The sequence below is a fragment of the Conyzicola sp. genome (genome assembly GCF_057073975.1).
Window position 1 is genome coordinate 1 of the sequence record NZ_JBXMIS010000121.1, and the last position, 19,915, is coordinate 19,915.

Sequence of the window (19,915 nt, forward strand, 5' to 3'; positions counted from 1 at the left end):
ATGACGCGGATGTCGTGATCACCGCAACGACGCGCCTCGCGGTCACGCCCGCTCACTTCGCAACCGCGCGCCGCCGCATCGTCATCGACCTCGGCCTGCCGCGCAACGTCGACCCGGCCGTCGGCTCGATCGAGGGGGTCGAGCTGCTCGACCTCGAGACCGTGCGCCTGCACGCTCCCCTCGACCTGCTCGCCCCCGCGATCGACGCCCGAGGCCTCGTCGGTGCCGCAGCCGCCGAGTTCCATGCAGAGGCAGAGGTCGAGCCTGCCGTCGTCGCCTTCCGCAGCCACGTGCTCGGCATCCTCGACGCCGAGCTCGCCCGTCGGGATCACACGCCAGAGACCGAGGCCGCCTTGCGGCACATGGTCGGCGTCCTCGTGCACGGGCCGTCGGCCCGGGCGCGAGAGCTCGCGATCGAGGGGCGCGGCGCAGAGTTCGCGACGGCCGTCGAGACGGTGTTCGGCATCCAGCCCTCTGCGGCAGAGGCAGTGAACGTCGAGGAGTCGGCCTAGCGGACGACCCGCCTAGGCCTTGCGGCGGTGCACCAGCCCGACAACCCCGCGCACCACCGGATTGTTGGCGGCCGCCAGCAGCAGCTTGAGTTGGGTCGGGCTGATGTCGACTCCGGGGAAGCGCAGCAGCCGGCGCATCGGCATCGAGCCGACCATGTCGAGCACGCTCGTGCCGCCCTCGGTGAGCTCGACGCCGGCGGTCTTGCGCAGCAGAGGACCGGTGATGGGGTGGGCGAGCCACTCCGACACCGGGGATTCGAGCGTCAGCTTGGCGAGCGACGCCCCTGTCGCGAGCTCCAGCTCGACCTCCGCCACGATGTCGTGAGACGAACGGCCGAGCTGTAGGGAGTAGGTGCCACCCGCGACGACCCAGTCCGATGTCGAGGTGTCCCAGTGGCTGTAGGCGCGATCCGTGAGAGCCAGCTCGATCCGGGTCGAGTCACCGGGCTCGAGGAACACCTTGGTGAAGGCGCGCAGCTCGCGCTTGGGGCGACGCACCGAGGTCAGCGGTGGCGAGACGTAGAGCTGCACGACCTCCTTGCCTGCCCTGCTGCCCGTGTTCGTCACCGTGACGCTAGCGACCGAGCCGGTGTGCGTCACCTCGAAGTCCGAGTACTCGAACGTCGTGTAGCTGAGGCCGTGGCCGAACGGATACCGAACCGGGGTGTCGGTCGACTCGTAGTAGCGGTAGCCGACGAACACCCCCTCTGCGTAGCGCACCGAGTCGAGGTCGCCGGGGAAGTTGAGGAAGGTCGGGTTGTCTTGCAGCCGCACCGGAATGGATTCCGCGAGTCGCCCCGACGGGTTGACCGACCCGAACAGCACATCGGCGATCGCCGTTCCGCCGGCCTGTCCGAGCAGCCATGTCTCGAGGATGGCCGCGACAGATCCGCTCCACGGCTCGAGCGAGACGACGCCGCCGTTGGTGAGCACGACGATCGTGCGCGGGTTGGCCTCGGCGATGGCCGAGATGAGCGAGACCTGCGCCGGCGGCAGCTCGAGGTCGTGGCGGTCCCAGCCCTCCGACTCGTCGCCCTCCGGCAGCCCGACGAACAGCACGACGGTGTCGCTCTTGGTCGCGAGCGCGACAGCCTCTGCGCGGAGGGCTGCGGTGTCTCCCGACTTGTCGAGCGTGTAGCCAGCGGCGAACTCGACCGGCGTGCGCAGCATGAGCGCGTCGAGCGCAGGGTCGACCCGGGTGGGGCTGACCTGCGAGCTGCCCGCACCCTGGAAGCGCGGGCTGCGCGCGAAGTGGCCGATGACGGCAATCGGCGCGCCCTCCTCGAGCGGGAGCACCGACTCGTTGCGCAGCAGCACGATCGACTCGGATGCCGCCTCCCGCGCTAGGGAGTGGTGCGCGTCCTCGTCGAACGCCGGCCCTGTCTCGCGGGAGCCGAGCCGCGCGAGCGCCCGCACCCGGTCGACCGACGTGTCGAGGTCGGCCTCGACCGCTGCGCTCGCCCGCGCAGCAGCGACGATGGCTGCCTGGCTTTCGGCGACAGGGCCGGGCATCTCGAGGTCGGTGCCGGCTCGCAGGGCGGCGACCCGGTCATCCACCGCTCCCCAGTCCGAGACGACGAGCCCGCGGAATCCCCACTCCTCGCGCAGCACCTCGGTGAGCAGCCAGTGGTTCTCTGCCGCGTAAGTGCCGTTGATGCGGTTGTAGGCGCACATGACCGTCCAGGGCTGTTCGCGCTTGACGACGGTCTCGAAGGCCGGAAGGTAGAGCTCGCGGAGGGTGCGCTCGTCGACCTCGGCGCTCACCGTCATCCGATTCGTCTCCTGGTTGTTGGCGGCGAAGTGCTTGAGCGACGCGCCGACGCCCTTCGACTGCAGGCCGCGCACGAAGGATGCGCCGAGCTCACCGCTGATGAGCGGGTCTTCGGAGAAGTACTCGAAGTTGCGACCGCACAGCGGCGAGCGCTTGATGTTGATGCCGGGGCCGAGCAGCACGGCAACACCCTGGGCCCGCGACTCGACGCCCAGCGCCTGCCCGACGCGCTCGACGAGCTCGCGGTTCCAGCTCGAGGCGATGCCGGTGGCCGGGGGGAAGCAGGTGGAGGGAATGCTCTCGCCGAGGCCGAAATCGCCATCGGTCATCTGCGTTTTGCGCACTCCATGCGGCCCATCAGCTACGGCGATCGAGGGGATTCCCGGAGCGGCAACCGTGTCCCAGAATGTGCCGCCGGCAACGAGTGCCGCCTTCTCCTCGATGCTGAGTTGAGCCATAGCCCTACCGTAGGGCCTGGAGCCGTCGGGCGGCAGGGCTCGCTCGGGGGGTTGCCGGTGGGCTAGTGCACGTACTCCAGCAGCTCTTCGCCGACGGTGCGCATGGCGTCGAGAACGCGGAGTCGCTTCTCAAGGGAGTGGTCTTCGAACTGGATGGACACCGCGTACGACACCATCGTGCGTCGCCCCTTGAGAGCGCCAGCCTCAGCCCGCACCCCCGTGTCGGTGCCCGTCTTGTTGATGCACAGCGTCTGGTGGTCTGGCATGCGGTGCGCCAGCGGATCGAGGCCGAAGGCACTCGCGACCATCGAGAGGTCGCAGTTGAGCGACAGCCAACCGGTGACGCGCTGGCTCGTGCCCGGGTCGATGACCTCACCGCGCGCGAGCTGGCCGAACAGGCGCGAGAGCTCCTCTGTCGACCCGACCGAGAGCTGGGGTGCGTCGTCGGGGCCGCGGGTGTCGCGCACGAGGTCGAGGAGCGCGGTGCGGCTCAGGCCGAGGGACTCGGTGCGGGTGCGCACGGCATCCAGCCCGACCTGCTTGAGCAGCAGGTTCGTCGCGAGGTTGTCGCTCGTGGCTCCCACGAGAGTGGCAAGGTCGGCCACCGGCAGAGACGGTGCCTGCAGGTGCTGCCAGATGCCGCTGTCGCCGACCTGGTCGCGGGCCGACTTGTCGAGGATGCCGTAGCCGGAGAACTCCTGCGCCGTCAGCCGCGCAGAGACCTCGATGAGCAGCAGGATCTTGCCGATGCTCGCGGTCGGCAGCACGATGCGGTCGTCGATGGAGACGAGGGTGTCGCCGCTCGCGAGGTCGACGACGTTCGCCGAGACCTGCGCGCCCTCATAGGCGAGCCGCCCGAGAGAGGTGAAGCTCGAGTTGAACGAGTCGCGCCGAACTGTGCTGACGTGCTTCCCGGCCCCGCGCGATTTCACGCGCAGTGAACGCTCTCGGGTGTTGATCAGTTCAGTCACGGTAGACCTCGGAGTCCACAAAACGATTAGTTCACCAGATGGTGACCCGCTGCTCAGGATCCAACCACAGCGCGTCGCTAGGCGTGACGCCGAAGGTTGTGTAGAAGTCGTCAATGTTACGCACGATTTGGTTGCAGCGGAACTCATTTGGCGAATGTGGATCGATCGCGAGAAGGCGGATGACCTCCTCGTCACGGGCCTTGATCTGCCACGCCTGCGCCCAGGAGAGGAAGAACCGCTCCGCTCCCGTGAGGCCGTCGACGACGGGCGGTTCTGCGCCATCGAGCGAGATGAGATACGCCTTCCAGGCGATGCCGAGTCCGCCGAGGTCGCCGATGTTCTCGCCGATGGTGAGGGCGCCGTTGACGTGGTGGTCTGGCACCTGTGCGGGCGCGAGCGCGTTGTACTGCTCGATGAGGGATGCCGTCAGCGCCTCGAAGGCCGCCTTGTCATCCGCGGTCCACCAGTCGGTCAGCCGCCCGTCGCCGTCGTACTTCGATCCCTGGTCGTCGAAGCCGTGACCGATCTCGTGGCCGATGACGGCGCCGATCGCGCCGTAGTTGGCCGCGGCATCCCGCTTCTCGTCGAAGAAGGGGAACTGCAGAATGGCAGCGGGGAACACGATCTCGTTGAACCCGGGGTTGTAATACGCGTTGATCGTCTGCGGCGTCATGAACCATTCGTCGCGGTCGAGCGGCTTGCCGATCTTGCCGAGCTCACGCTGAAACTCGAACTCGCTCGTCGCGCGCACGTTGCCGAGCAGGTCGTCGGCGCTGAGCTCGAGAGCGCTGTAGTCGCGCCACTTCACCGGGTATCCGATCTTCGGGGTGAACTTCTCGAGCTTCTCCAGCGCCTTCCTCTTGGTGTCCTCGCCCATCCACGACAGGGTCTGGATGCTCTGGCGGTAGGCCTCGATGAGGTTGGCGACGAGCACATCCATGCTCTCCTTCGCCTCCCCGGGAAAGTGCCGGTCGACGTAGATGCGGCCGACGGCCTCGCCCATCGCGCCCTCGACGAGAGAGACGCCGCGCTTCCAGCGGGCGCGCAGCTCTGGCGTACCGCTGAGGGTGCGCCCGTAGAAGTCGAAGTTCTCGTCGACGAAGTCCTGGCTGAGGTACGCGGCGTTCGATCGAACGACCTGCCAGCGCAGCCAGTCCGTCCAGGCCGCGACACGGTCGGCCGTGAACAGGTGCTCCAGCCCCTCGATGAAGCTCGGCTGACGAACCACGACCTCGTCGAACGAGTTCTCTGGAACCCCGAGCGCTTCGAGCCACACCCCGAGGTCGACGTCGGGAACGAGGTCGTTCGCCGCCTCCCAGGTCATGGGGTTGTAAGTCGCCTCGGAGTCGCGGTTCTTGACGTTGTCCCAGTGCGCCGCCGCAATGTCCTTCTCCAGCGCGTAGATGCGCTCTGCCCGCTCTGGTGCGTCGTCGAGGCCGGCGAGAGCGAGCATCCGGCCGATGAAGTCCTGGTACTTCGCGGCGATCTCTGCGAACTTCTCCTCGCGGTAGTACGACTCGTCGGGAAGGCCGAGGCCGCCCTGCTCGATGAAGACGAGGTAGCGCTCCGGCTGACCGGGGTCGTTGTCGACGAAGAGCTGCACGAAGCCGGCGACACCCTGGCGCTCGAGCTCGCCGATCGTCGTCAGAAGGGTGTCGACGGTCGCGACCCCGTCGACCTGGGCGAGCAGCGGCTGCAACGGCGCGGCACCGAGCTCGTTCGCCCGCGCCTCGTCGAGGAAGCTCGCGTAGAGGTCGCCGAACTTGCGCTCCTCTGTTCCGGGCTCGGCCGACTGCGCCTCGACGATGATGTCGCGCACCGCCTGCTCCGCCTCCTCCGCGAGGATGTAGAAGGAGCCGTAGCGCGACTTGTCGTCGGGGATCTCGGTGCGCGCGATCCACTTTCCGTTGACGTGGCGAAAGAGGTCGTCTTGCGGGCGCACGGCCGGGTCGAGGTCGTCGAGGGCAATTCCGGCGGGGAGGCTCTGGTCGCTCATGCCCCAAGCCTAGGCTGGGCTCTATGACAGCTCCCACCGCCCTCTTCATCGGAGGCAACGGCATCATCTCCTCCGCCTGCAGCGAGCTCGCCGTCGAGCGCGGATTCGACCTCACCCTGCTCAACCGCGGCACCGACTCCAAGCGCCCGCCGATCGAGGGGGTGCGCCACATCACCGGCGACGCGGATCACCTCGAGGATGTGCTGCTCGGCGACTCCTCCGACCAGCGCTGGGACGTCGTCGTCAACTTCCGCTCCTTCCTTCCCTCCTCCGTCGAGAAGGACATCGAGCTGTTCACCGGCCGCGTCGGCCAGTACGTCTACATCAGCTCCGCCTCCGCCTACCAGAAGCCCATCGCACGCCTGCCGATCACAGAGTCGACGCCGCTGTACAACCCGTACTGGCAGTACTCGCGCGACAAGATCGCGAGCGAGGACGTGCTGGTCGCCGCCTACCGCTCCGCCGGGTTTCCCGCGACGATCGTGCGACCGTCGCACACCTACGACCGCACGCTCGTGCCGCTCGAGGGCGGCTGGACCCAGCTCGACCGCATGCTGCGCGGCGAGCCCGTCGTCGTGCACGGGGACGGCACGTCGCTCTGGACCCTCACCCACAACACCGACTTCGCCGTCGGCCTCGTCGGGCTCCTGAACAACCCGCGGGCGATCGGCGACACGTTCCAGATCACCTCTGACGAAGTGCTGCCGTGGGATGCGATCACCACCATGCTCGGCGACGCGCTCGGGGTGACGCCAAGCATCGTGCACGTGGCCTCCGAGACCATCGCCCGCGCGATTCCCGAGTGGGGACCAGGACTCCTCGGCGACAAGGCGCACTCCGTCATCTTCGACAACGCGAAGCTTCGATCGGTCGTTCCGGAGTACCGCGCCGTCACCCCGTTCTGGAAGGGCGCCCGCGAGATCGCCGACTGGCACCTCGCCTCGCCGATCCGTCGCAAGGTCGACGCCGAGCTCAACGCGAAGCTCGACGCGCTCGTGTCGAGCTACCGCAGCTGACCGAACTCCTCCGCCTTCTTGATCGGTCCGGCGACGAGGATCGTGTCGTCGGCCGTCAGCACCGTTGACGAGTCAGCGCTGATCCAGGCCTGCGGCCCGTTGCGGTAGGCCATGACGGTGACGCCGAACTTCGACTTGATGTGGGTCTCGCCGAGGGCCTTTCCCACGATGTGGCTGTTGGGGCTCATCTTCACGATGGCGTAGTCGGCGTCGACCTCGATGTAGTCGAGTGCAGAGCCGCGAACGAGGTGGGCGACACGGCGGCCCATGTCCTTCTCCGGGTAGATGACATGAGCGACGCCCAGCTGCTCGAGGATCTGCCCGTGCGGGTCGCTCGTGGCCTTCGCCCACAGGTGCGGGATCCTGAAGTCGAGCAGAACCGACGTCGTGAGGATGCTCGCCTGGATGTCGGATCCGATCGCGACGACCACTCGATCGAACTCGTTCACCGCGAGCTGGAGGAGTGCCTCTCTCTTGGTCGAATCGGCGCGGACGACCTGCGTCAGCTGCCCGTTGAGACCCTGAACGATCTCTTCGTTGCCATCGATTCCGAGCACCTCGGTGCCGGCGGCCATGAGCTCGAGCGCGAGTGCGCTGCCGAAGCGCCCGAGGCCGATGACGGCAACGGAGTCCGCTTCTGCGATGCGGGCAGAGCGGTCGGCACCGCCGAGGGAGAACTTAGCCAATGACGGGCCTTTCTTTGGGGAGTTCGTAGAGCAGCGGGCGCTGACGGAGGACGAGCGCCGTACCGAGGGTCAGCGGGCCGAGTCGTCCGAGGAACATCAAGGCAACGAGGATGAGCTGCCCGGCAGGCGGAAGGGTCGCGGTGATGCCGGTGGAGAGCCCGACCGTCGCGAAGGCCGACACCGCCTCGAAGAGCACTCGGTCGAGGTCGAGGTCGGAGATGACCAGCAGCGCGACCGTGGCGACTCCGACGACAGCGACGGCGAGAAGGGCCGTCGTGATCGCCTGGCGGTGAACGGCCCGCGAGAGGCGCTTGCCGAAGATGTTGACGGCCGCCTCTCCACGCAGCTCGGTGTAGATGATGAAGAACAGCACGGCGAACGTCGTGACCTTGATTCCGCCAGCGGTTCCCGCAGGGCCGCCGCCGATGAACATCAGGGCGTCCATTCCGAGCCAGGTTGACTCGTGCATCTGGCCGATGTCGAGACTGTTGAATCCGGCGGTGCGCGTCTGCACCGAGTGGAAGAAGCCGGTGAGGATGCGCGAGCCGACATCCATCGATCCGAGCGTTGCCGGGTTGCTCCATTCGAGAACGCAGATGTAGATCGTGCCAAGAACGAGCAACACGACGGTGGCCCAGACAACGATGTTGGTGTTCATGCTCCAGTGCAGCGGCTGCCGCAGCTCTCTGCGCAGCTGCATGATGACCGGAAAACCCAGGCCACCGAGAATGATCGCGGCCGCGAGTGGAAGGCACACGAGCGGATCGGTGGCGAAGCCGATGAGGTTGTCGCTGTAGAGCGCGAAGCCGGCATTGTTGAACGCAGACACCGCGTGGAACACGGCCCTCCACAGCGCGTCCAGCGGCCCGTAGTCGTACCGCAACCAGAAGACGAGAAAGAGGATGGCGGCGACGATTGCCTCGATGAGGAAGGTGATCGCGGCGATACCTCTGATCAGTCCGCGCACGTCGGCTGTTCCGAAGCTCTTCGCCTCGGAGGCCGCCGTCACCCGCCCTCGCAGCGACAGCTTGCGCACCAGCAGCAGGCCGATGAGCGAGGCGAAGAGCATGATGCCGAGTCCGCCGACCTGGATCAGAGCGAGGATGACGAACTCGCCGAATGGCGACCAGAACGTCGGGGTGTCTACCACCGTCAACCCCGTCACGCACACCGCCGAGGTCGCGGTGAAGAATGCCTCTAGCGGTGTCGCCGCTCTGCCCTCAGCCGAGATCGGCAGCATGAGCAGCGCTGTTCCGAGAAGGTCGGCGGCCGCAAAGCCTCCCACTACGGCGCGAGCGGGATGGAGGCGGCGCTGACGGTTGTTCGAGACGGCCCTCGCCGACGTGGTCGCCACAAGCGCACCTCCTTCGAGCGAGGAGTCTAACGGGGCGGCGCCGTGGTCGCTCCCCGGTGGAACTGGCTGCCGAAGACGACCGGCTCGGCTGGCTCGCCCGTCAGCAGCGAGACGACTCCGCGACCAGCCGCGTGGCCTTTGTCGAAGGCAGGCTGCACCATGGTGGTCAGGTCGATCGGCGCGATGCCGTCGAGGCGCACGCCGTCGAAGCCGACGACGCTGACATCCTCCGGCACGCGAAGACCCAGCTCCTGGGCACCGCGCACGACGCCGACGGCGAGCAGGTCGCTCTGCGCCACGATGGCCGTCGGGCGTGGGGAGGTGGAGAGCACCTCGATCGCCGCATGGTAGCCCTCGTCGACGGAGCTTGCGCTCGCGACGTATCCGGTGGCGTTCGGGTAGACCTCGCGCACGCCGGCAATGCGCTGCGAGGCGGTGTAGCCCTCGCTCTCGAGCTCGCGCTGCGGCGTCAGCCACCCGGGGGTGTGGGCCGCGTCGACCGAGAGGGTGACCATGACGACATTCTCGTGACCGAGGTCGCGAAGATGCTCTGCGAGAACCCGTGACCCTCCGGCGTTGTCAAGGTCGATGGAGAGCACGCCATCCATCGGCTCCGTCTCGACGCCAACGATGGGAACCCCGCGCTGGCGGAAGACGTGCACGGCGTCGGCGAGGCGCGTGCTGCATCCAATCAGCACGACCGCATCGAGAGGCACGGTTCGAAACCCGCTGGGCCCCTCGTTGTCGGTGAGCAGCAGCATCGCCGAGCCGCTCGGCCCGATGGCGTCGGCGATGCCGTCGAGCGTCGCGATGTTCATGGGGTCGCGAAAGGCCTCGCTCACGCTGTCTTCGAGAACGACGCCGACGATGCCGGAGCGGCCGCGGCGCAGCGACTGCGCGCGCGGGTCGGGGCCGGCGTAGTTGAGCTGCTCTGCCGCGGCGAGCACCTTGGCCCGCGTCTTCTCCGACACCGGGCCCGCTCCGCTGAACGCGAGGGAGGCGGTGGATGCCGAAACGCCTGCCAGCGCAGCCACCGCGGCCAGGTTGGGTCGCTCGGTGCTCGTACTTGCCGCGTCGGTCATGGTGTTGCTACATTACTCGAAACGATTCGATCGAATCGATTCGATTTCCACGGGCCGCCACGGCCGCCACGACCCTCAGCACCAGGAACACCATGACGACAACGCAGTACTCCGGCGGGCTCACCCGCACCCAGGTCGTCGGGTGGCGCAACGCCCTCTTCGTGATCTTCGCCCTCTGCGGACTCGCCATGTCCACCTGGATGTCGCGGGTGCCCAGCGTGCGCGACTCGTTCGCCGCCGACACCGCCACCATGAGCATCCTCGCGTTCTCCATCGCCGCGGGTTCTATCGCCGGCCTCGTCGGGTCGAGCCACATCATCGCCCGCGTCGGCGCGAACCGCACCATCATGTGGGGTCTCGTGATCGGCGCCATCGGGCTCTCGATCGCCGGCATCGGGGCAACCGTCGGGCCGAGCTTCGGTCTCACCATGGCGGGCCTCGCCCTGTTCGGCGCCGCCTTCGGCATCTGCGACGTCGCCATGAACGTCTCCGGCGCCGCGCAGGAGCGCGTGCTCGGCAAGCCGATCATGCCGATCTTCCACGCCTTCTTCAGCTTCGGCACGATGGCGGGGGCAGGCCTCGCCGCCCTCGTCGAGACGGCTGGCCTGTCAGTGGCCGTGCATATCGGCGGCATCGCCGTGATCATGGCGGTTGCCGTCGTCGTGAGCGTGCGCTTCCTGCAGTCGGAGCACATCGTCGAGGATGGCGCCGAGCCGGTCGCCGATGACGACCACTCCAAGACGTGGCGGGGCCGCCTGTCCATCTGGCGGGATCCGCGCACCCTCCTCATCGGACTCATCGTGCTCGGCATGGCCTTCACCGAGGGAACCGCCAACGACTGGCTCGCCCTCTCGATCGTCGACGGCTACGACGTGACCAATGCATCCGGTGCGCTCGTCTTCGGCATCTTCGTGACATTCATGACCATCGGCCGCCTCGCCGGTGTCGTCGTGCTCGAGCGCTTCGGCCGCGTGCCCGTGCTGCGCGGCACCGCGGTGCTCGCTGTCATCGGCCTGCTCATCGTCATCTTCGGCCCGAGCGTGTACGTCGCCGCCGTCGGCGTTGCGCTCTGGGGCCTCGGCGCCTCGCTCGGCTTCCCGGTCGGCATGTCGGCCGCGGCCGACGACCCGCGCACGGCCGCGGCACGCGTGAGCGCCGTCGCGACGATCGGCTACTTCGCCTTCCTCGTCGGCCCGCCCGTCATCGGCCTGCTCGGCCAGCAGTTCGGCCTGCTCAAGGCGCTGCTCGCTGTTCTCGTGCTCGTCGGCATCGCCGGCCTCGTGTCCTCCGCCGCTCGGGAGCCGGCAAAGCGGTGACCGCCGTTCCGCTCGAGCAGGTCGACACCCGCTGGTGGCGTTTCGCCATCTTCGCGATGTTCGCCGGCAACGGCCTGGCGATCGGCACCTGGGCATCGCGCACGCCGGCGACGGCAGAGGCGCTCGATCTCGGGCTCGCGCAGATGGGCGTGCTCATCACCACGATCCCGCTCGGGGCGCTGCTCGGCCTGCTCGCTTCGAGCCACGTGCTGGAGCTGCTCGGTGAGCGCAAGACGGCGATCGCGGCGCAGGTGGTCGGAATGGTGTCGTTCGCCGGGTTCGGCATCAACGCCATCCTCACCGGAAACCCCTTCATCGGTGCTCCCCTGCTCGTGCTCTACGGGGTCGGCATCTCTGTCACCAACATCGTGATCAACCTCGAGGCGGCGAGCAGCGACCGGGTGACCGGTCGCACCCTCATGCCGCTGTTCCATGCGGCGTTCAGCATCGGGGCGGTTGCCGGTGCGGCCCTCGGTGCCGTCGGGTCGGCGGTTCACCTGCCGATCAGCATCCACTTCCCGGTGATCGCGGCGATCATGCTCGCCATCATCCTCAGCGTCGTGCGGTTTCTTCCAGAGCTGCGTGAGAGCCACGTCGAGCGGCCAGGCTTCGGCGAGCGCATGAAGGTCTGGGTCGAGCCGCGCACCCTTCTCGTCGGGTTCATCGTGCTCGCCGCGTCGTTCACCGAGGGCACGGCAAACAACTGGCTGTCGCTCGCCATGGTCACGGGTCGCGGCTGGGAGCCAGAGCTCGGTGCCGCGACGGTGACGGTCTTCGCGGCATCCATGGTTGCCGGCCGCTTCGGCGGCGGATGGTTCGTCGACCGGTTCGGTCGCGTCGCCGCCCTGCGCACCGCCTTCGCCCTCGCCGCGACCGGAGTGCTCGTCGTCACCCTCGTCGACTCGCAGCTCGCCACCTTCGCCGCCGTCGCCCTGTGGGGACTCGGCGCCTCGCTCGGCTACCCCCTCGGCATCTCGGCCGCCGCCGACGACCCGCGCAACGCGCCAGCGCGCGTCGCCGCCGTGGCCACGGTCGCGACCATCAGCGGTCTGCTCGGCCCGACCGTCATCGGCCTCCTCGGCGAGCACTTCGGCCTGCCGCAGGCCTTCGTCGCGGTCGCGGTGCTGCTCGTGGTCGCCCTTGCGGTGTCGGGAGCCGCGAAGCCACCCCAGCGCGCCGCCTAGACTCGAGGCCGTGCGTCTCGTCATTGCCAAGTGCTCCGTCGACTATGCGGGCCGGCTCAGCGCGCACCTCCCCCTCGGCACCCGCCTTCTCGTGGTCAAAGCCGACGGCGGCGTGCTCGTGCACGCCGACTCGCTGAGCTACAAACCGCTCAACTGGATGAGCCCGCCCTGCGTGCTCTCGACGATCGACCCAGACCAGGACCAGCTGGATGCCGGCGTCACCGAGATCTGGAAGGTCGCCCAGGCGAAGACGGCCGACCTTCTCGTCATCTCGATCCACGAGATCCTGCACGACTCGTCGCACGAGCTCGGGCTGGACCCCGGACTGCAGAAGGACGGCGTCGAGGCCGATCTGCAGAAGCTGCTCGCAGAGCAGATCGAGCTGCTGGGCGATGGACACACCCTCGTGCGCCGGGAGTACATGACCGCGATCGGGCCGGTCGACATCCTCGCGCGCGATGGCGCAGGAGCGGCGGTCGCCGTCGAGATCAAGCGCCGCGGCGACATCGACGGCGTCGAGCAGCTGACCCGCTACCTCGAGCTGATGAACCGCGACCCGCTGCTGGCCCCGGTGCACGGTGTGTTCGCAGCCCAGGAGATCAAGCCGCAGGCGCGCACCCTCGCAACCGACCGCGGCATCCGGTGCCTTCTTCTCGACTACGACGCGATGCGCGGTCTCGACGACGCGCACCAGCGGCTGTTCTAGCCGCTACCGCTTCTTGCCTCGGCCGCGCAGCACCATGCCGCCGACGAGGGTGACGAGCACGAGCCCGCCGCCGGTCAGCACGATCGGCAGCAGGTCGTTCTGCGTCGGCCCGACAGACGAGACGGCCTCGAGCTGCGACTGGTCGGCGACGAAGGATGCGACCCACGCGAGCGAGGAGTTCCAGTTGACGGTCATCTCGTTCGTCGACCACGACTGGATGTCGTCGAGGTAGCAGAGCTGGTCGGCGCACCCGGTCGTGAACGTCTGCTGCGCGAGCGGATCCTGGATCGACCGGTTCGGCCCACCCGCGAGGGTGCCCGGCGGCGGTGACGGCAGGTCGGCGTCGAGCTGGTGCGCGAACCACCGGCTGTGCTGGTTCTGCGAGTAGGTCGTGCCGTACCCGGTGACGTAGGAGTTGTTCATCGCGTTGCGGCCGAGGATGTAGTCCATGCCCTCCACCACCGCGTAGCTGAAGCGCGCATCGCCGCTGAGGTCGTAGGCCGTCGCCATGACCACCATGTTGTTGAGGATGGAGCTGTTCGAGCCCCAGCCGTAGCCGCTGATCGGGGCATAGGGCTGGCCGAAGTTCTCGCCATCCTGAGCAGCCGCGTACTTCTCGGCCAGCGCGACGACGGAGTCTGCGACCTCGTCTCGGCCCGGAAGGTCGTTCGGCACGGTCGCGAGATCCATGCGCGCGAGCGCCGCGACGTGGCCCCAGTCGAAGCCGGCGATGCGGAAGATGTCTCCCGTGTGCAGCGGGTCGTCGAGCACGGCGGCCTCGAAGGCCGGCTCACCGGTCGTGAGGTAGAGCTCTGCTGCCGCCCAGTAGAACTCGTCGGTCACGTCGTCGTCGTCATAGGGGCCACCGCCGTTCTGGCCGTCGGAGGCAGGGGCGAGCAGTCGCGGGTTGGCCTTCGCGGCATCCCAGGCGGTTCTCGATGCGGCGAGCAGCTCGTCGGCGAACGCGGAGTCGTACTGCTCGAACAGTCGCGCACCCTGCGCGGCGACCGCTGCGAGGTTGAGGGTGGCCGCCGTGGAGGGGCGGTGCAGCTGTCGTGGCTTTGGATCGTCGGATGGCAGCAGCGGCAGGCCGGTCCAGCTGTCGTCCTGCACCTTGTGGTGCACCATCCCCGCGAGTTCCTCGCCGACTGGCACCTGCATGCGCAGCATCCACTCGAGCTCCCACCGGGCCTCGTCGAGCAGGTCTGGCACGTCGTTGCCTGACTCCGGGATGCCGAGGACACCGTCGTCGAACACCCCTGGCGTCACGGACGACGCCGTCAGTGTCCTCTCAAATGCGGACATGAGCTGGTACACAGCGATGCCGCCGTTGACGACGTACTTGCCGTGGTCTCCCGCGTCGTACCAGCCGCCGCGCACATCGAGCTCGTAGTCGCAGGTCCAGTTCTGCATGAACGGCTGCGGCGCCTGGCAGCCAACCGCGGTGTCGCCCTGGTTGGGGGCGACGTCGAGATGGCCGGCCTCGCGTTCGTATCCCGGCACGTCGATCGCCATGCCGCTGCGCACGAGGTGGAAGTACGAGAGGGAGTCGTAGCGCAGCTGGTCGTAGAGGTCGTCGCGGATCGCGAAGGGGTGGCTCGTCTCCCCATCGGCCTCGAGGGTGAAGCCCTCGCCCGTCTCTGCCACGGAGCTGAAGTCGATCACGTGCACGGCGCCGCCGGCGCTCGAGTCGTCGCCGCGCGGCTCCGACTGGCCGGTTGCGACGGTCTCGCCCGCGGCGGTGCGCAGGGTCCACGGCACAGCGGCAGCGGCGTCCGTCATCAGGGTCGCGCGCTTGGGGCCGGTCGGCAGGTAGCCGACCTGGTTGACGCGCACCCGCGTTCCCGTCTCCGGCACGAACGCCTCTGCTGGATCTCCAGCGTGGATCGAGACGTCGTCGATGCAGAGCGACCACGGCTCGTCGGCGCCGCCGACCTGGAACACCACCTGCGCCGCCGGAAGGTCCATGCTCGCGTTGAACGTGTAGGAGAACTGCGTCTCGTCTCCGCCGAGGCTCGGGTTTGCCTCGAAGGTCGCGTCCCACGGCGACACGGGCTGCTGAACAAGCGCCCGGATGACGACGGGGGCCGGCGAGACACCCACGGCGGTGAACGAGAAGTCGTAGTCCTCTCCCTTGACGATCGGCACGCCGTCGACGCCGATGATCGAGCTCCACGCCGTGCTCGTGCCACCGGGAACGTCGACGCAGAGCTGGCCGTCGGTGGCGGTCGCCACCATGTCCTGGGTGACGAACCACGGCTGGGTGGTGCCGTCGAAGCCGCCGCCGGGAATCAGCTCCGGGCCGTCCTGCGCGAGTGCGGGCAGGGGGCTGGCGACGAGCACCCCGACGATGACGACGACCGCGATTGCCTTGACCACGAGATTCCACCCTTCATGAGAGCGCTCCCAAATCGGAACGGTCTTCATCGACACGTTCCGGCCACCCTATGGCCTATGGCTAGCGGCTCGCCACGTACGACGACTCGATGCCCTCGACGAGTCCGTTGAGAGAGAGGATTCCGACCCCCATGACGATCTGGGTGACGATGATCACGGCGGGCAGCACGAGCGCGGATGCACCTCTCTGCCCGTAGAGCATCGCGCACACGACGACGATCGCGAGCACGAGGAGCGCGAGAATGCCGAAGCCGTAGCCGAGCAGCTCGCGCAGGTAGGCAAGGGGCTGAGTGACGTCGACGCCCGCGGGATTGATGCTGTCGAACAGCGCCTCGATGCCTGCGCCGACGAGAATGGGCAGCGGCACGATGGCCGAGCTCAGCAGCACTGCCCACGCGGTGAGCCGATCACGGCCCGCGACTGTCGAATCCTCGACCGATGTCTCCGGAACGATAACCATGTCTCCCCCCACACCCCCCATTCGGGGGGACGTGCACAACGCTAGCGCTCCGGGCCCGCGTCGCGCGACCTAGTCTTGTCACAAATGACTACGCCGTATAGCTGCGTGCTGCTCGATCTCGACGGCACCCTCATCGACTCCGCGCCCGGCATCACCTCCACCCTCGCCTGGACCTTCGAGGAGCTCGGCGAACCGGTCCCCAGTCCGACGGCCCTTCTCGAGTACGTCGGCCCTCCGCTGCTGCAGTCCTTCGAGTCGATCGCCGGAATGTCCGATTCCGACGCGCGCCAGGCGCTCTCCACCTACCGCGAGCGCTACCTCGCTCACGGCGTCACCAACGTCTCCGCCTACGTGGGCATCGAGCAGACTCTCTCCGCGATCTCCGCGAGCGGCGTGCCGAGCTCGCTCGCGACATCCAAGCCAGAGTCCCTTGCGCGCCTGGCGCTCACCCACCTCGGGCTCATGCATCACATCGACGTGATGACGGGCGCCTCAGAAGACGAGGTGCGCAGTGAGAAGAAAGACGTCATCGCCCTCGCCCTCGAGCGCCTCGAGGCATTCGGCGCAGACCTGTCGAACCCGATCATGGTCGGCGACCGCTTCTACGACGTCGAGGGTGCGGCCGCCAATGGGCTGCCGACGATCTTCGTCGACTGGGGCTACGGCTCACCCGCAGAGCAGGTCGGCGCTATCGCCGTCGTCTCGACGCCGAGCGAACTGCTCGCGCTGCTGCTGGCCTAGACAGGGCAGCGCACATAGGTCGGCCGGCCTGCTGCGCGATCGAAGACGTGCTCCTGCATGGTGCTGCCGCACAGCGGACACGCGCGGGTGCTCACGGCGGGCTGCGGCGGCTCGTTGTACGGGCCGAGCGGAGGCGGGCCGATGTAGGGAACGAGCGCACCGTTCAGGCGGTCCCACCACTTGGTCATCCCGACTCCTTTTCGTTAGTGCACTAATTAATCTAGCACTAAGGATTGGATAGGATGCCCTCGTGCCGACAGATCCCCTCGCCCTCGACCGCCAGGTCTGCTTCGCTCTCGCGGCGGCCTCCCGCAGCGTCATCGGCATCTACCGCCCGATCCTCGAGCCGCTCGGCCTGACGCACCCGCAGTACCTCGTCATGCTCGCCCTGTGGGAGCGCAGTCCGCGCACAGTCAGCGACATCGGCACGGCGCTTCACCTCGAGCCGGCCACGCTCTCCCCACTGCTCAAGCGGCTCGAAGCCGCCGGGCTCCTCACCCGCGCCCGCAGCACGAGCGATGAGCGGGCCCTCGCCGTCACCCTCACCGAGGCGGGTCTCGCCCTGCGGTCAGAGGCAGAGAAGGTGCCGGGCAGAGTCGTCGAGCGGCTCGGCCTCCCCCTCGCCCAGCTCGAGCGGGTGCGTGACGAGCTCACCGCGCTCATTGCCGCCGCTACCTAGCGAGCGTCTCCACGGCCGCGCCGAACACCCGCGGCAGCCGCGCCGCGAGCGGCACGATCGCCCCGTGCAGTGGACCGGATGCCGCTGCCGCGAGCCCGCTCGTCAGCACCCGGAAGTCGCGGGTCACCCGCAACCACTCCCGCTCGTAGTCGTTCGGGCGCTGCGCGGCGAGCGCCGCAACCGCGGCCCTCGCCTGGTCGAGCCCGAGTCGAAGACCCTCACCGGTGATCGCGTCGACATAGCCAGAGGCATCTCCGACGAGCAGCACGCGCCCGGCGACACGGCGGCGGGTGCGCTGGCGGAACGGCCCGGCACCGCGCAGCTCCGACGCCGGCTCGGCCCCCGCGATCCGCTCGGCCAGTCGAGGCGATGCCGCGATCGCCGCCGCGAAGTCGGTGCCGCGACGGCAGAGTAGGGCGAGCCCGACGACGCCGTCGGCCGTCGGCGTCACGTAGACCTCTCCGAGGGGGGTGAAGTGCACCTCGATGTTCTCGCTCCACGGCTGCAGGTGGAAGTGCCGGCGCAGGCCGTAGCGCCGACGGGATCGTGGGGTGGGGAGGCGAAGGCCGACCGCCTCTGCGACGGTGCTGTGCAGGCCGTCTGCGGCGAGCATCCACGAGGCGGTGATTCCCGCTGCGGTGACCGAGCTCGCGTACTGCGTGACGGAGTCGACCCTGCGGTGCTCCACCTCGACCCCGAGGTCGAGCGCCCTGGCGAGCAGCGCGGCGTGCAGGGTGGTTCGCCGCACCCCCAGGCCGTGCCCGCCCGCGAAAGGATGCGAGACAGAGCGGCGCCCGTCGGTATAGGTGACGCCCCGCAGCGGAAGGCCGCGCGGCGAGACCCCGAGCCGCGCCAGCAGCGGAAGCGCGCCGGGCATGAGGCCCTCGCCGCACGCCTTGTCGATCGCGCCACCGCGCGGCTCGACGACGACAACGGAGAACCCGGCGAGGCGTGCCTCGATCGCCGAGGCGAGCCCGGTCGGCCCCCCGCCGACCACGAGCACGTCAGTCATCGCGCCGCTCGGCGAGAAGTCGCAGTGCCCCGTTCTCGATCGGGATGCGGAACCGCAGCAGCAGTATCGCGTTGAGCACGGTGAACACGATTGCCGTCACCCACGCCGTGTGCACGAGCGGAAGGGCGACGCCCTCGATCGCGACGATCCAGTAGTTGGGATGCCGCAGCCACGCCCAGCGGTACGGACCACGGGCGCGCACCTCGCCGGCCCCGGGAACGACGATAACGCGCGTGTTCCACTGCCGTCCGAGGGAGGCGATGCACCAGTAGCGACCGGGCTGGGCGAGCAGCGCGATCGCCAGCATCGGCCAGCCGAGCGCGGGAATGAAGGGGCGGCCAGCAAGGAAGACCTCGGCGATGCACGCGAGCAGGAACCCGGTGTGCAGCGTCACCATGAACGGGAAGTGCCGCTGCCCGAACTCCACGCCCCCGCGCGAGAACGCGAGCGCGGCGTTGCGCTTCGAGATGACCAGCTCGACGACGCGCTCCGCGCCGGTGAGCAGGATGAGTGCCAGGTACCAGATCATCGAACCTCCTCCATGAGCACGAACTCCGCGCTCACTCCCGGGCCGAGCGCGAAGAGCAGCGCGTCGTGCTCCCCCGCCGCGAGCGCGTCGGCGAGCACGTGCAGCACCGAGGCCGACGAGAGGTTGCCGCGGCTCGCGAGCGATGCCCAGCTGCGCTCGAACCGCTCGCGCGGAAGGTCGAGCGCCGTGGCGAATGCCTCGAGGATGCGCGGTCCGCCCGGGTGGGCGATCATCGCGAGCCCGTCGAGCGGCCGCCCCTCGAGGAAGAGGGAGACCTCTGCCGGAAACTCGCGCTCGATCACGCTGGCAACCTCCGCGGTGAGCACGATCTCGAATCCCGTGCCGCCAAGGTTGAAGGCCAGCACGTCGGCGGTCTGCGACACCAGCACGCTGCGGGTCGCGACGATGCGAGGTCCGGTCGCGGCAGGATGGTCGTCGCCGACGAGGGCGACCGCTGCGGCGCCATCGCCGAACAGACCGCTCGCCACGAAGTTCGCCATCGAGTCGTCAGTGCGCTGCAGGGTGAGGGAGCACAGCTCGACAGCGAGAAGCACGACGACCCCCTTCGGCCGGTGCTCGAGGTAGTCGTGCGCGCGGGCGAGCCCGCCAGCGCCCGCCACACAGCCGAGGCCGAAGCTCGGCCAGCGACGCAGGTCGCTGCGCATGCCGAGCCGCTCCGCCACCAGGGCGTCCACCGACGGGGCCGCGACTCCGGTGACCGACGTAAACAGCAGGAGGTCGACATCCTCCGGCCGCAGTCCAGCGGAGTCGAGGGCGTCGCGCACCGCTCTCTCGCCGAGGTCGGTGGCCACCCGCACCCACTCCGCGTTCGAATGCGTGAGGCCGCCGAGGTCGCGGTAGCGCTCCAACGGCAAGGCGGAGTAGCGTCGCTCGACCGTGCTCGAGGCGTACATGCGCTCGATGACAGGCCGCCGCTTCGGGTCGGGCGAGAGCAGCGGTCCCATCTCGGCGATGATCTGCTGCTGGCTGTAGGAGTGCTCTGGCAGCACGGGGGCGACCGCGGCGATCCTCGTCATTGGCCGAG

At 68.6% G+C, this 19,915-nt stretch carries 19 protein-coding genes; 7 read left to right on the top strand and 12 right to left on the bottom strand.

What is annotated here, in order from left to right:
• On the top strand, nt 1-512 hold a 512-nt coding region (locus tag AC14A7_RS10990), incomplete at its 5' end, for a glutamyl-tRNA reductase (protein WP_484008969.1).
• 12 nt (nt 513-524) lie between these two features.
• Here AC14A7_RS10990 and AC14A7_RS10995 read toward each other — a convergent pair.
• From AC14A7_RS10995 to AC14A7_RS11005, 3 genes are all read right to left on the bottom strand, one after another.
• Nucleotides 525-2,741, bottom strand: a complete 2,217-nt coding sequence (locus AC14A7_RS10995) for a glycoside hydrolase family 3 C-terminal domain-containing protein (protein ID WP_484008970.1) — start codon at nt 2,739-2,741, stop codon at nt 525-527.
• Nucleotides 2,742-2,803: 62 nt separating this feature from the next.
• Complete coding sequence (locus AC14A7_RS11000; RefSeq protein WP_484008972.1) at nt 2,804-3,712, bottom strand: serine hydrolase; 909 nt, start codon at nt 3,710-3,712, stop codon at nt 2,804-2,806.
• A 31-nt stretch (nt 3,713-3,743) separates the two neighbouring features.
• Nucleotides 3,744-5,708 carry a M13 family metallopeptidase gene (locus AC14A7_RS11005; RefSeq protein WP_484008974.1) on the bottom strand — a complete coding sequence of 655 codons (1,965 nt, stop codon included), beginning with the start codon at nt 5,706-5,708 and terminating at the stop codon, nt 3,744-3,746.
• A 23-nt stretch (nt 5,709-5,731) separates the two neighbouring features.
• On the opposite strand from AC14A7_RS11005, the gene AC14A7_RS11010 reads away from it, so the two are divergent.
• Nucleotides 5,732-6,724, top strand: coding sequence for an NAD-dependent epimerase/dehydratase family protein (locus AC14A7_RS11010; RefSeq protein ID WP_484008976.1), 993 nt, complete (start codon nt 5,732-5,734; stop codon nt 6,722-6,724).
• Here the strand turns inward: AC14A7_RS11010 and AC14A7_RS11015 are convergent.
• Genes AC14A7_RS11015 through AC14A7_RS11025 form a run of 3 tightly spaced genes read right to left on the bottom strand, consistent with a single transcriptional unit; the run spans nt 6,712 to nt 9,846 of the window.
• Nucleotides 6,712-7,410: a potassium channel family protein gene (locus tag AC14A7_RS11015; RefSeq protein ID WP_484008978.1), complete on the bottom strand. Its 699-nt coding sequence runs from the start codon at nt 7,408-7,410 to the stop codon at nt 6,712-6,714. The genes AC14A7_RS11010 and AC14A7_RS11015 overlap by 13 nt on opposite strands.
• Nucleotides 7,403-8,764: a TrkH family potassium uptake protein gene (locus AC14A7_RS11020; RefSeq protein WP_484008980.1), complete on the bottom strand. Its 1,362-nt coding sequence runs from the start codon at nt 8,762-8,764 to the stop codon at nt 7,403-7,405. The genes AC14A7_RS11015 and AC14A7_RS11020 overlap by 8 nt, the downstream gene beginning before the upstream one ends.
• Before the next feature lie 26 nt (nt 8,765-8,790).
• Complete coding sequence (locus AC14A7_RS11025) at nt 8,791-9,846, bottom strand: LacI family DNA-binding transcriptional regulator (RefSeq protein ID WP_484008982.1); 1,056 nt, start codon at nt 9,844-9,846, stop codon at nt 8,791-8,793.
• Between the two features lie 92 nt (nt 9,847-9,938).
• On the opposite strand from AC14A7_RS11025, the gene AC14A7_RS11030 reads away from it, so the two are divergent.
• The 3 genes from AC14A7_RS11030 to nucS are packed head-to-tail and all read left to right on the top strand — an operon-like array spanning nt 9,939 to nt 13,052.
• On the top strand, nt 9,939-11,162 hold the full coding sequence (locus AC14A7_RS11030) for an MFS transporter (RefSeq protein WP_484008984.1): 1,224 nt from the start codon (nt 9,939-9,941) through the stop codon (nt 11,160-11,162).
• Nucleotides 11,159-12,346, top strand: a complete 1,188-nt coding sequence (locus AC14A7_RS11035) for an MFS transporter (protein WP_484008986.1) — start codon at nt 11,159-11,161, stop codon at nt 12,344-12,346. The genes AC14A7_RS11030 and AC14A7_RS11035 overlap by 4 nt, the downstream gene beginning before the upstream one ends.
• Nucleotides 12,347-12,356: 10 nt before the next feature.
• The gene (nucS, locus tag AC14A7_RS11040) at nt 12,357-13,052 is read left to right on the top strand and encodes an endonuclease NucS (protein ID WP_484008988.1); all 696 of its coding nucleotides are present in this window, start codon (nt 12,357-12,359) and stop codon (nt 13,050-13,052) included.
• Between the two features lie 3 nt (nt 13,053-13,055).
• On the opposite strand, the gene AC14A7_RS11045 is transcribed toward nucS, so the two are convergent.
• Nucleotides 13,056-15,431, bottom strand: a complete 2,376-nt coding sequence (locus AC14A7_RS11045) for a glycoside hydrolase family 9 protein (protein ID WP_484008990.1) — start codon at nt 15,429-15,431, stop codon at nt 13,056-13,058.
• A 79-nt stretch (nt 15,432-15,510) separates the two neighbouring features.
• Nucleotides 15,511-15,909: a hypothetical protein gene (locus AC14A7_RS11050; protein WP_484008992.1), complete on the bottom strand. Its 399-nt coding sequence runs from the start codon at nt 15,907-15,909 to the stop codon at nt 15,511-15,513.
• An 84-nt stretch (nt 15,910-15,993) separates the two neighbouring features.
• Between AC14A7_RS11050 and AC14A7_RS11055 the strand changes: the two genes are divergently transcribed.
• A complete protein-coding gene (locus tag AC14A7_RS11055) occupies nt 15,994-16,650 on the top strand; it encodes an HAD hydrolase-like protein (protein ID WP_484008994.1) in 657 nt (218 codons plus the stop codon).
• On the opposite strand, the gene AC14A7_RS11060 is transcribed toward AC14A7_RS11055, so the two are convergent.
• Nucleotides 16,647-16,838 (bottom strand): hypothetical protein, encoded by a 192-nt coding sequence (locus AC14A7_RS11060; RefSeq protein ID WP_484008996.1) that lies wholly within the window; start codon nt 16,836-16,838, stop codon nt 16,647-16,649. The genes AC14A7_RS11055 and AC14A7_RS11060 overlap by 4 nt on opposite strands.
• A 62-nt stretch (nt 16,839-16,900) precedes the next feature.
• On the opposite strand from AC14A7_RS11060, the gene AC14A7_RS11065 reads away from it, so the two are divergent.
• The gene (locus tag AC14A7_RS11065; protein WP_484008998.1) at nt 16,901-17,329 is read left to right on the top strand and encodes a MarR family winged helix-turn-helix transcriptional regulator; all 429 of its coding nucleotides are present in this window, start codon (nt 16,901-16,903) and stop codon (nt 17,327-17,329) included.
• Here the strand turns inward: AC14A7_RS11065 and AC14A7_RS11070 are convergent.
• Genes AC14A7_RS11070 through AC14A7_RS11080 form a run of 3 tightly spaced genes read right to left on the bottom strand, consistent with a single transcriptional unit; the run spans nt 17,322 to nt 19,907 of the window.
• Nucleotides 17,322-18,341 (bottom strand): NAD(P)/FAD-dependent oxidoreductase, encoded by a 1,020-nt coding sequence (locus AC14A7_RS11070; RefSeq protein WP_484009000.1) that lies wholly within the window; start codon nt 18,339-18,341, stop codon nt 17,322-17,324. The genes AC14A7_RS11065 and AC14A7_RS11070 overlap by 8 nt on opposite strands.
• Nucleotides 18,334-18,870 (bottom strand): isoprenylcysteine carboxyl methyltransferase family protein, encoded by a 537-nt coding sequence (locus AC14A7_RS11075; protein WP_484009001.1) that lies wholly within the window; start codon nt 18,868-18,870, stop codon nt 18,334-18,336. The genes AC14A7_RS11070 and AC14A7_RS11075 overlap by 8 nt, the downstream gene beginning before the upstream one ends.
• A complete protein-coding gene (locus AC14A7_RS11080; RefSeq protein WP_484009003.1) occupies nt 18,867-19,907 on the bottom strand; it encodes a type III polyketide synthase in 1,041 nt (346 codons plus the stop codon). The genes AC14A7_RS11075 and AC14A7_RS11080 overlap by 4 nt, the downstream gene beginning before the upstream one ends.
• Nucleotides 19,908-19,915 lie beyond the last annotated feature (8 nt).

What these genes read in the sequence shown, in the direction of transcription:
- AC14A7_RS11050 (WP_484008992.1), bottom strand. Translation starts at nt 15,909, where the DNA reads ATGGTTATCGTTCCGGAGACATCGGTCGAGGATTCGACAGTCGCGGGC.
- AC14A7_RS11075 (WP_484009001.1), bottom strand. Translation starts at nt 18,870, where the DNA reads ATGATCTGGTACCTGGCACTCATCCTGCTCACCGGCGCGGAGCGCGTC.
- AC14A7_RS11010 (WP_484008976.1), top strand. Translation starts at nt 5,732, where the DNA reads ATGACAGCTCCCACCGCCCTCTTCATCGGAGGCAACGGCATCATCTCC.
- AC14A7_RS10995 (WP_484008970.1), bottom strand. Translation starts at nt 2,741, where the DNA reads ATGGCTCAACTCAGCATCGAGGAGAAGGCGGCACTCGTTGCCGGCGGC.
- AC14A7_RS11060 (WP_484008996.1), bottom strand. Translation starts at nt 16,838, where the DNA reads ATGACCAAGTGGTGGGACCGCCTGAACGGTGCGCTCGTTCCCTACATC.
- AC14A7_RS11030 (WP_484008984.1), top strand. Translation starts at nt 9,939, where the DNA reads ATGACGACAACGCAGTACTCCGGCGGGCTCACCCGCACCCAGGTCGTC.
- AC14A7_RS11070 (WP_484009000.1), bottom strand. Translation starts at nt 18,341, where the DNA reads ATGACTGACGTGCTCGTGGTCGGCGGGGGGCCGACCGGGCTCGCCTCG.
- AC14A7_RS11025 (WP_484008982.1), bottom strand. Translation starts at nt 9,846, where the DNA reads ATGACCGACGCGGCAAGTACGAGCACCGAGCGACCCAACCTGGCCGCG.
- AC14A7_RS11080 (WP_484009003.1), bottom strand. Translation starts at nt 19,907, where the DNA reads ATGACGAGGATCGCCGCGGTCGCCCCCGTGCTGCCAGAGCACTCCTAC.
- AC14A7_RS11055 (WP_484008994.1), top strand. Translation starts at nt 15,994, where the DNA reads ATGACTACGCCGTATAGCTGCGTGCTGCTCGATCTCGACGGCACCCTC.
- AC14A7_RS11005 (WP_484008974.1), bottom strand. Translation starts at nt 5,708, where the DNA reads ATGAGCGACCAGAGCCTCCCCGCCGGAATTGCCCTCGACGACCTCGAC.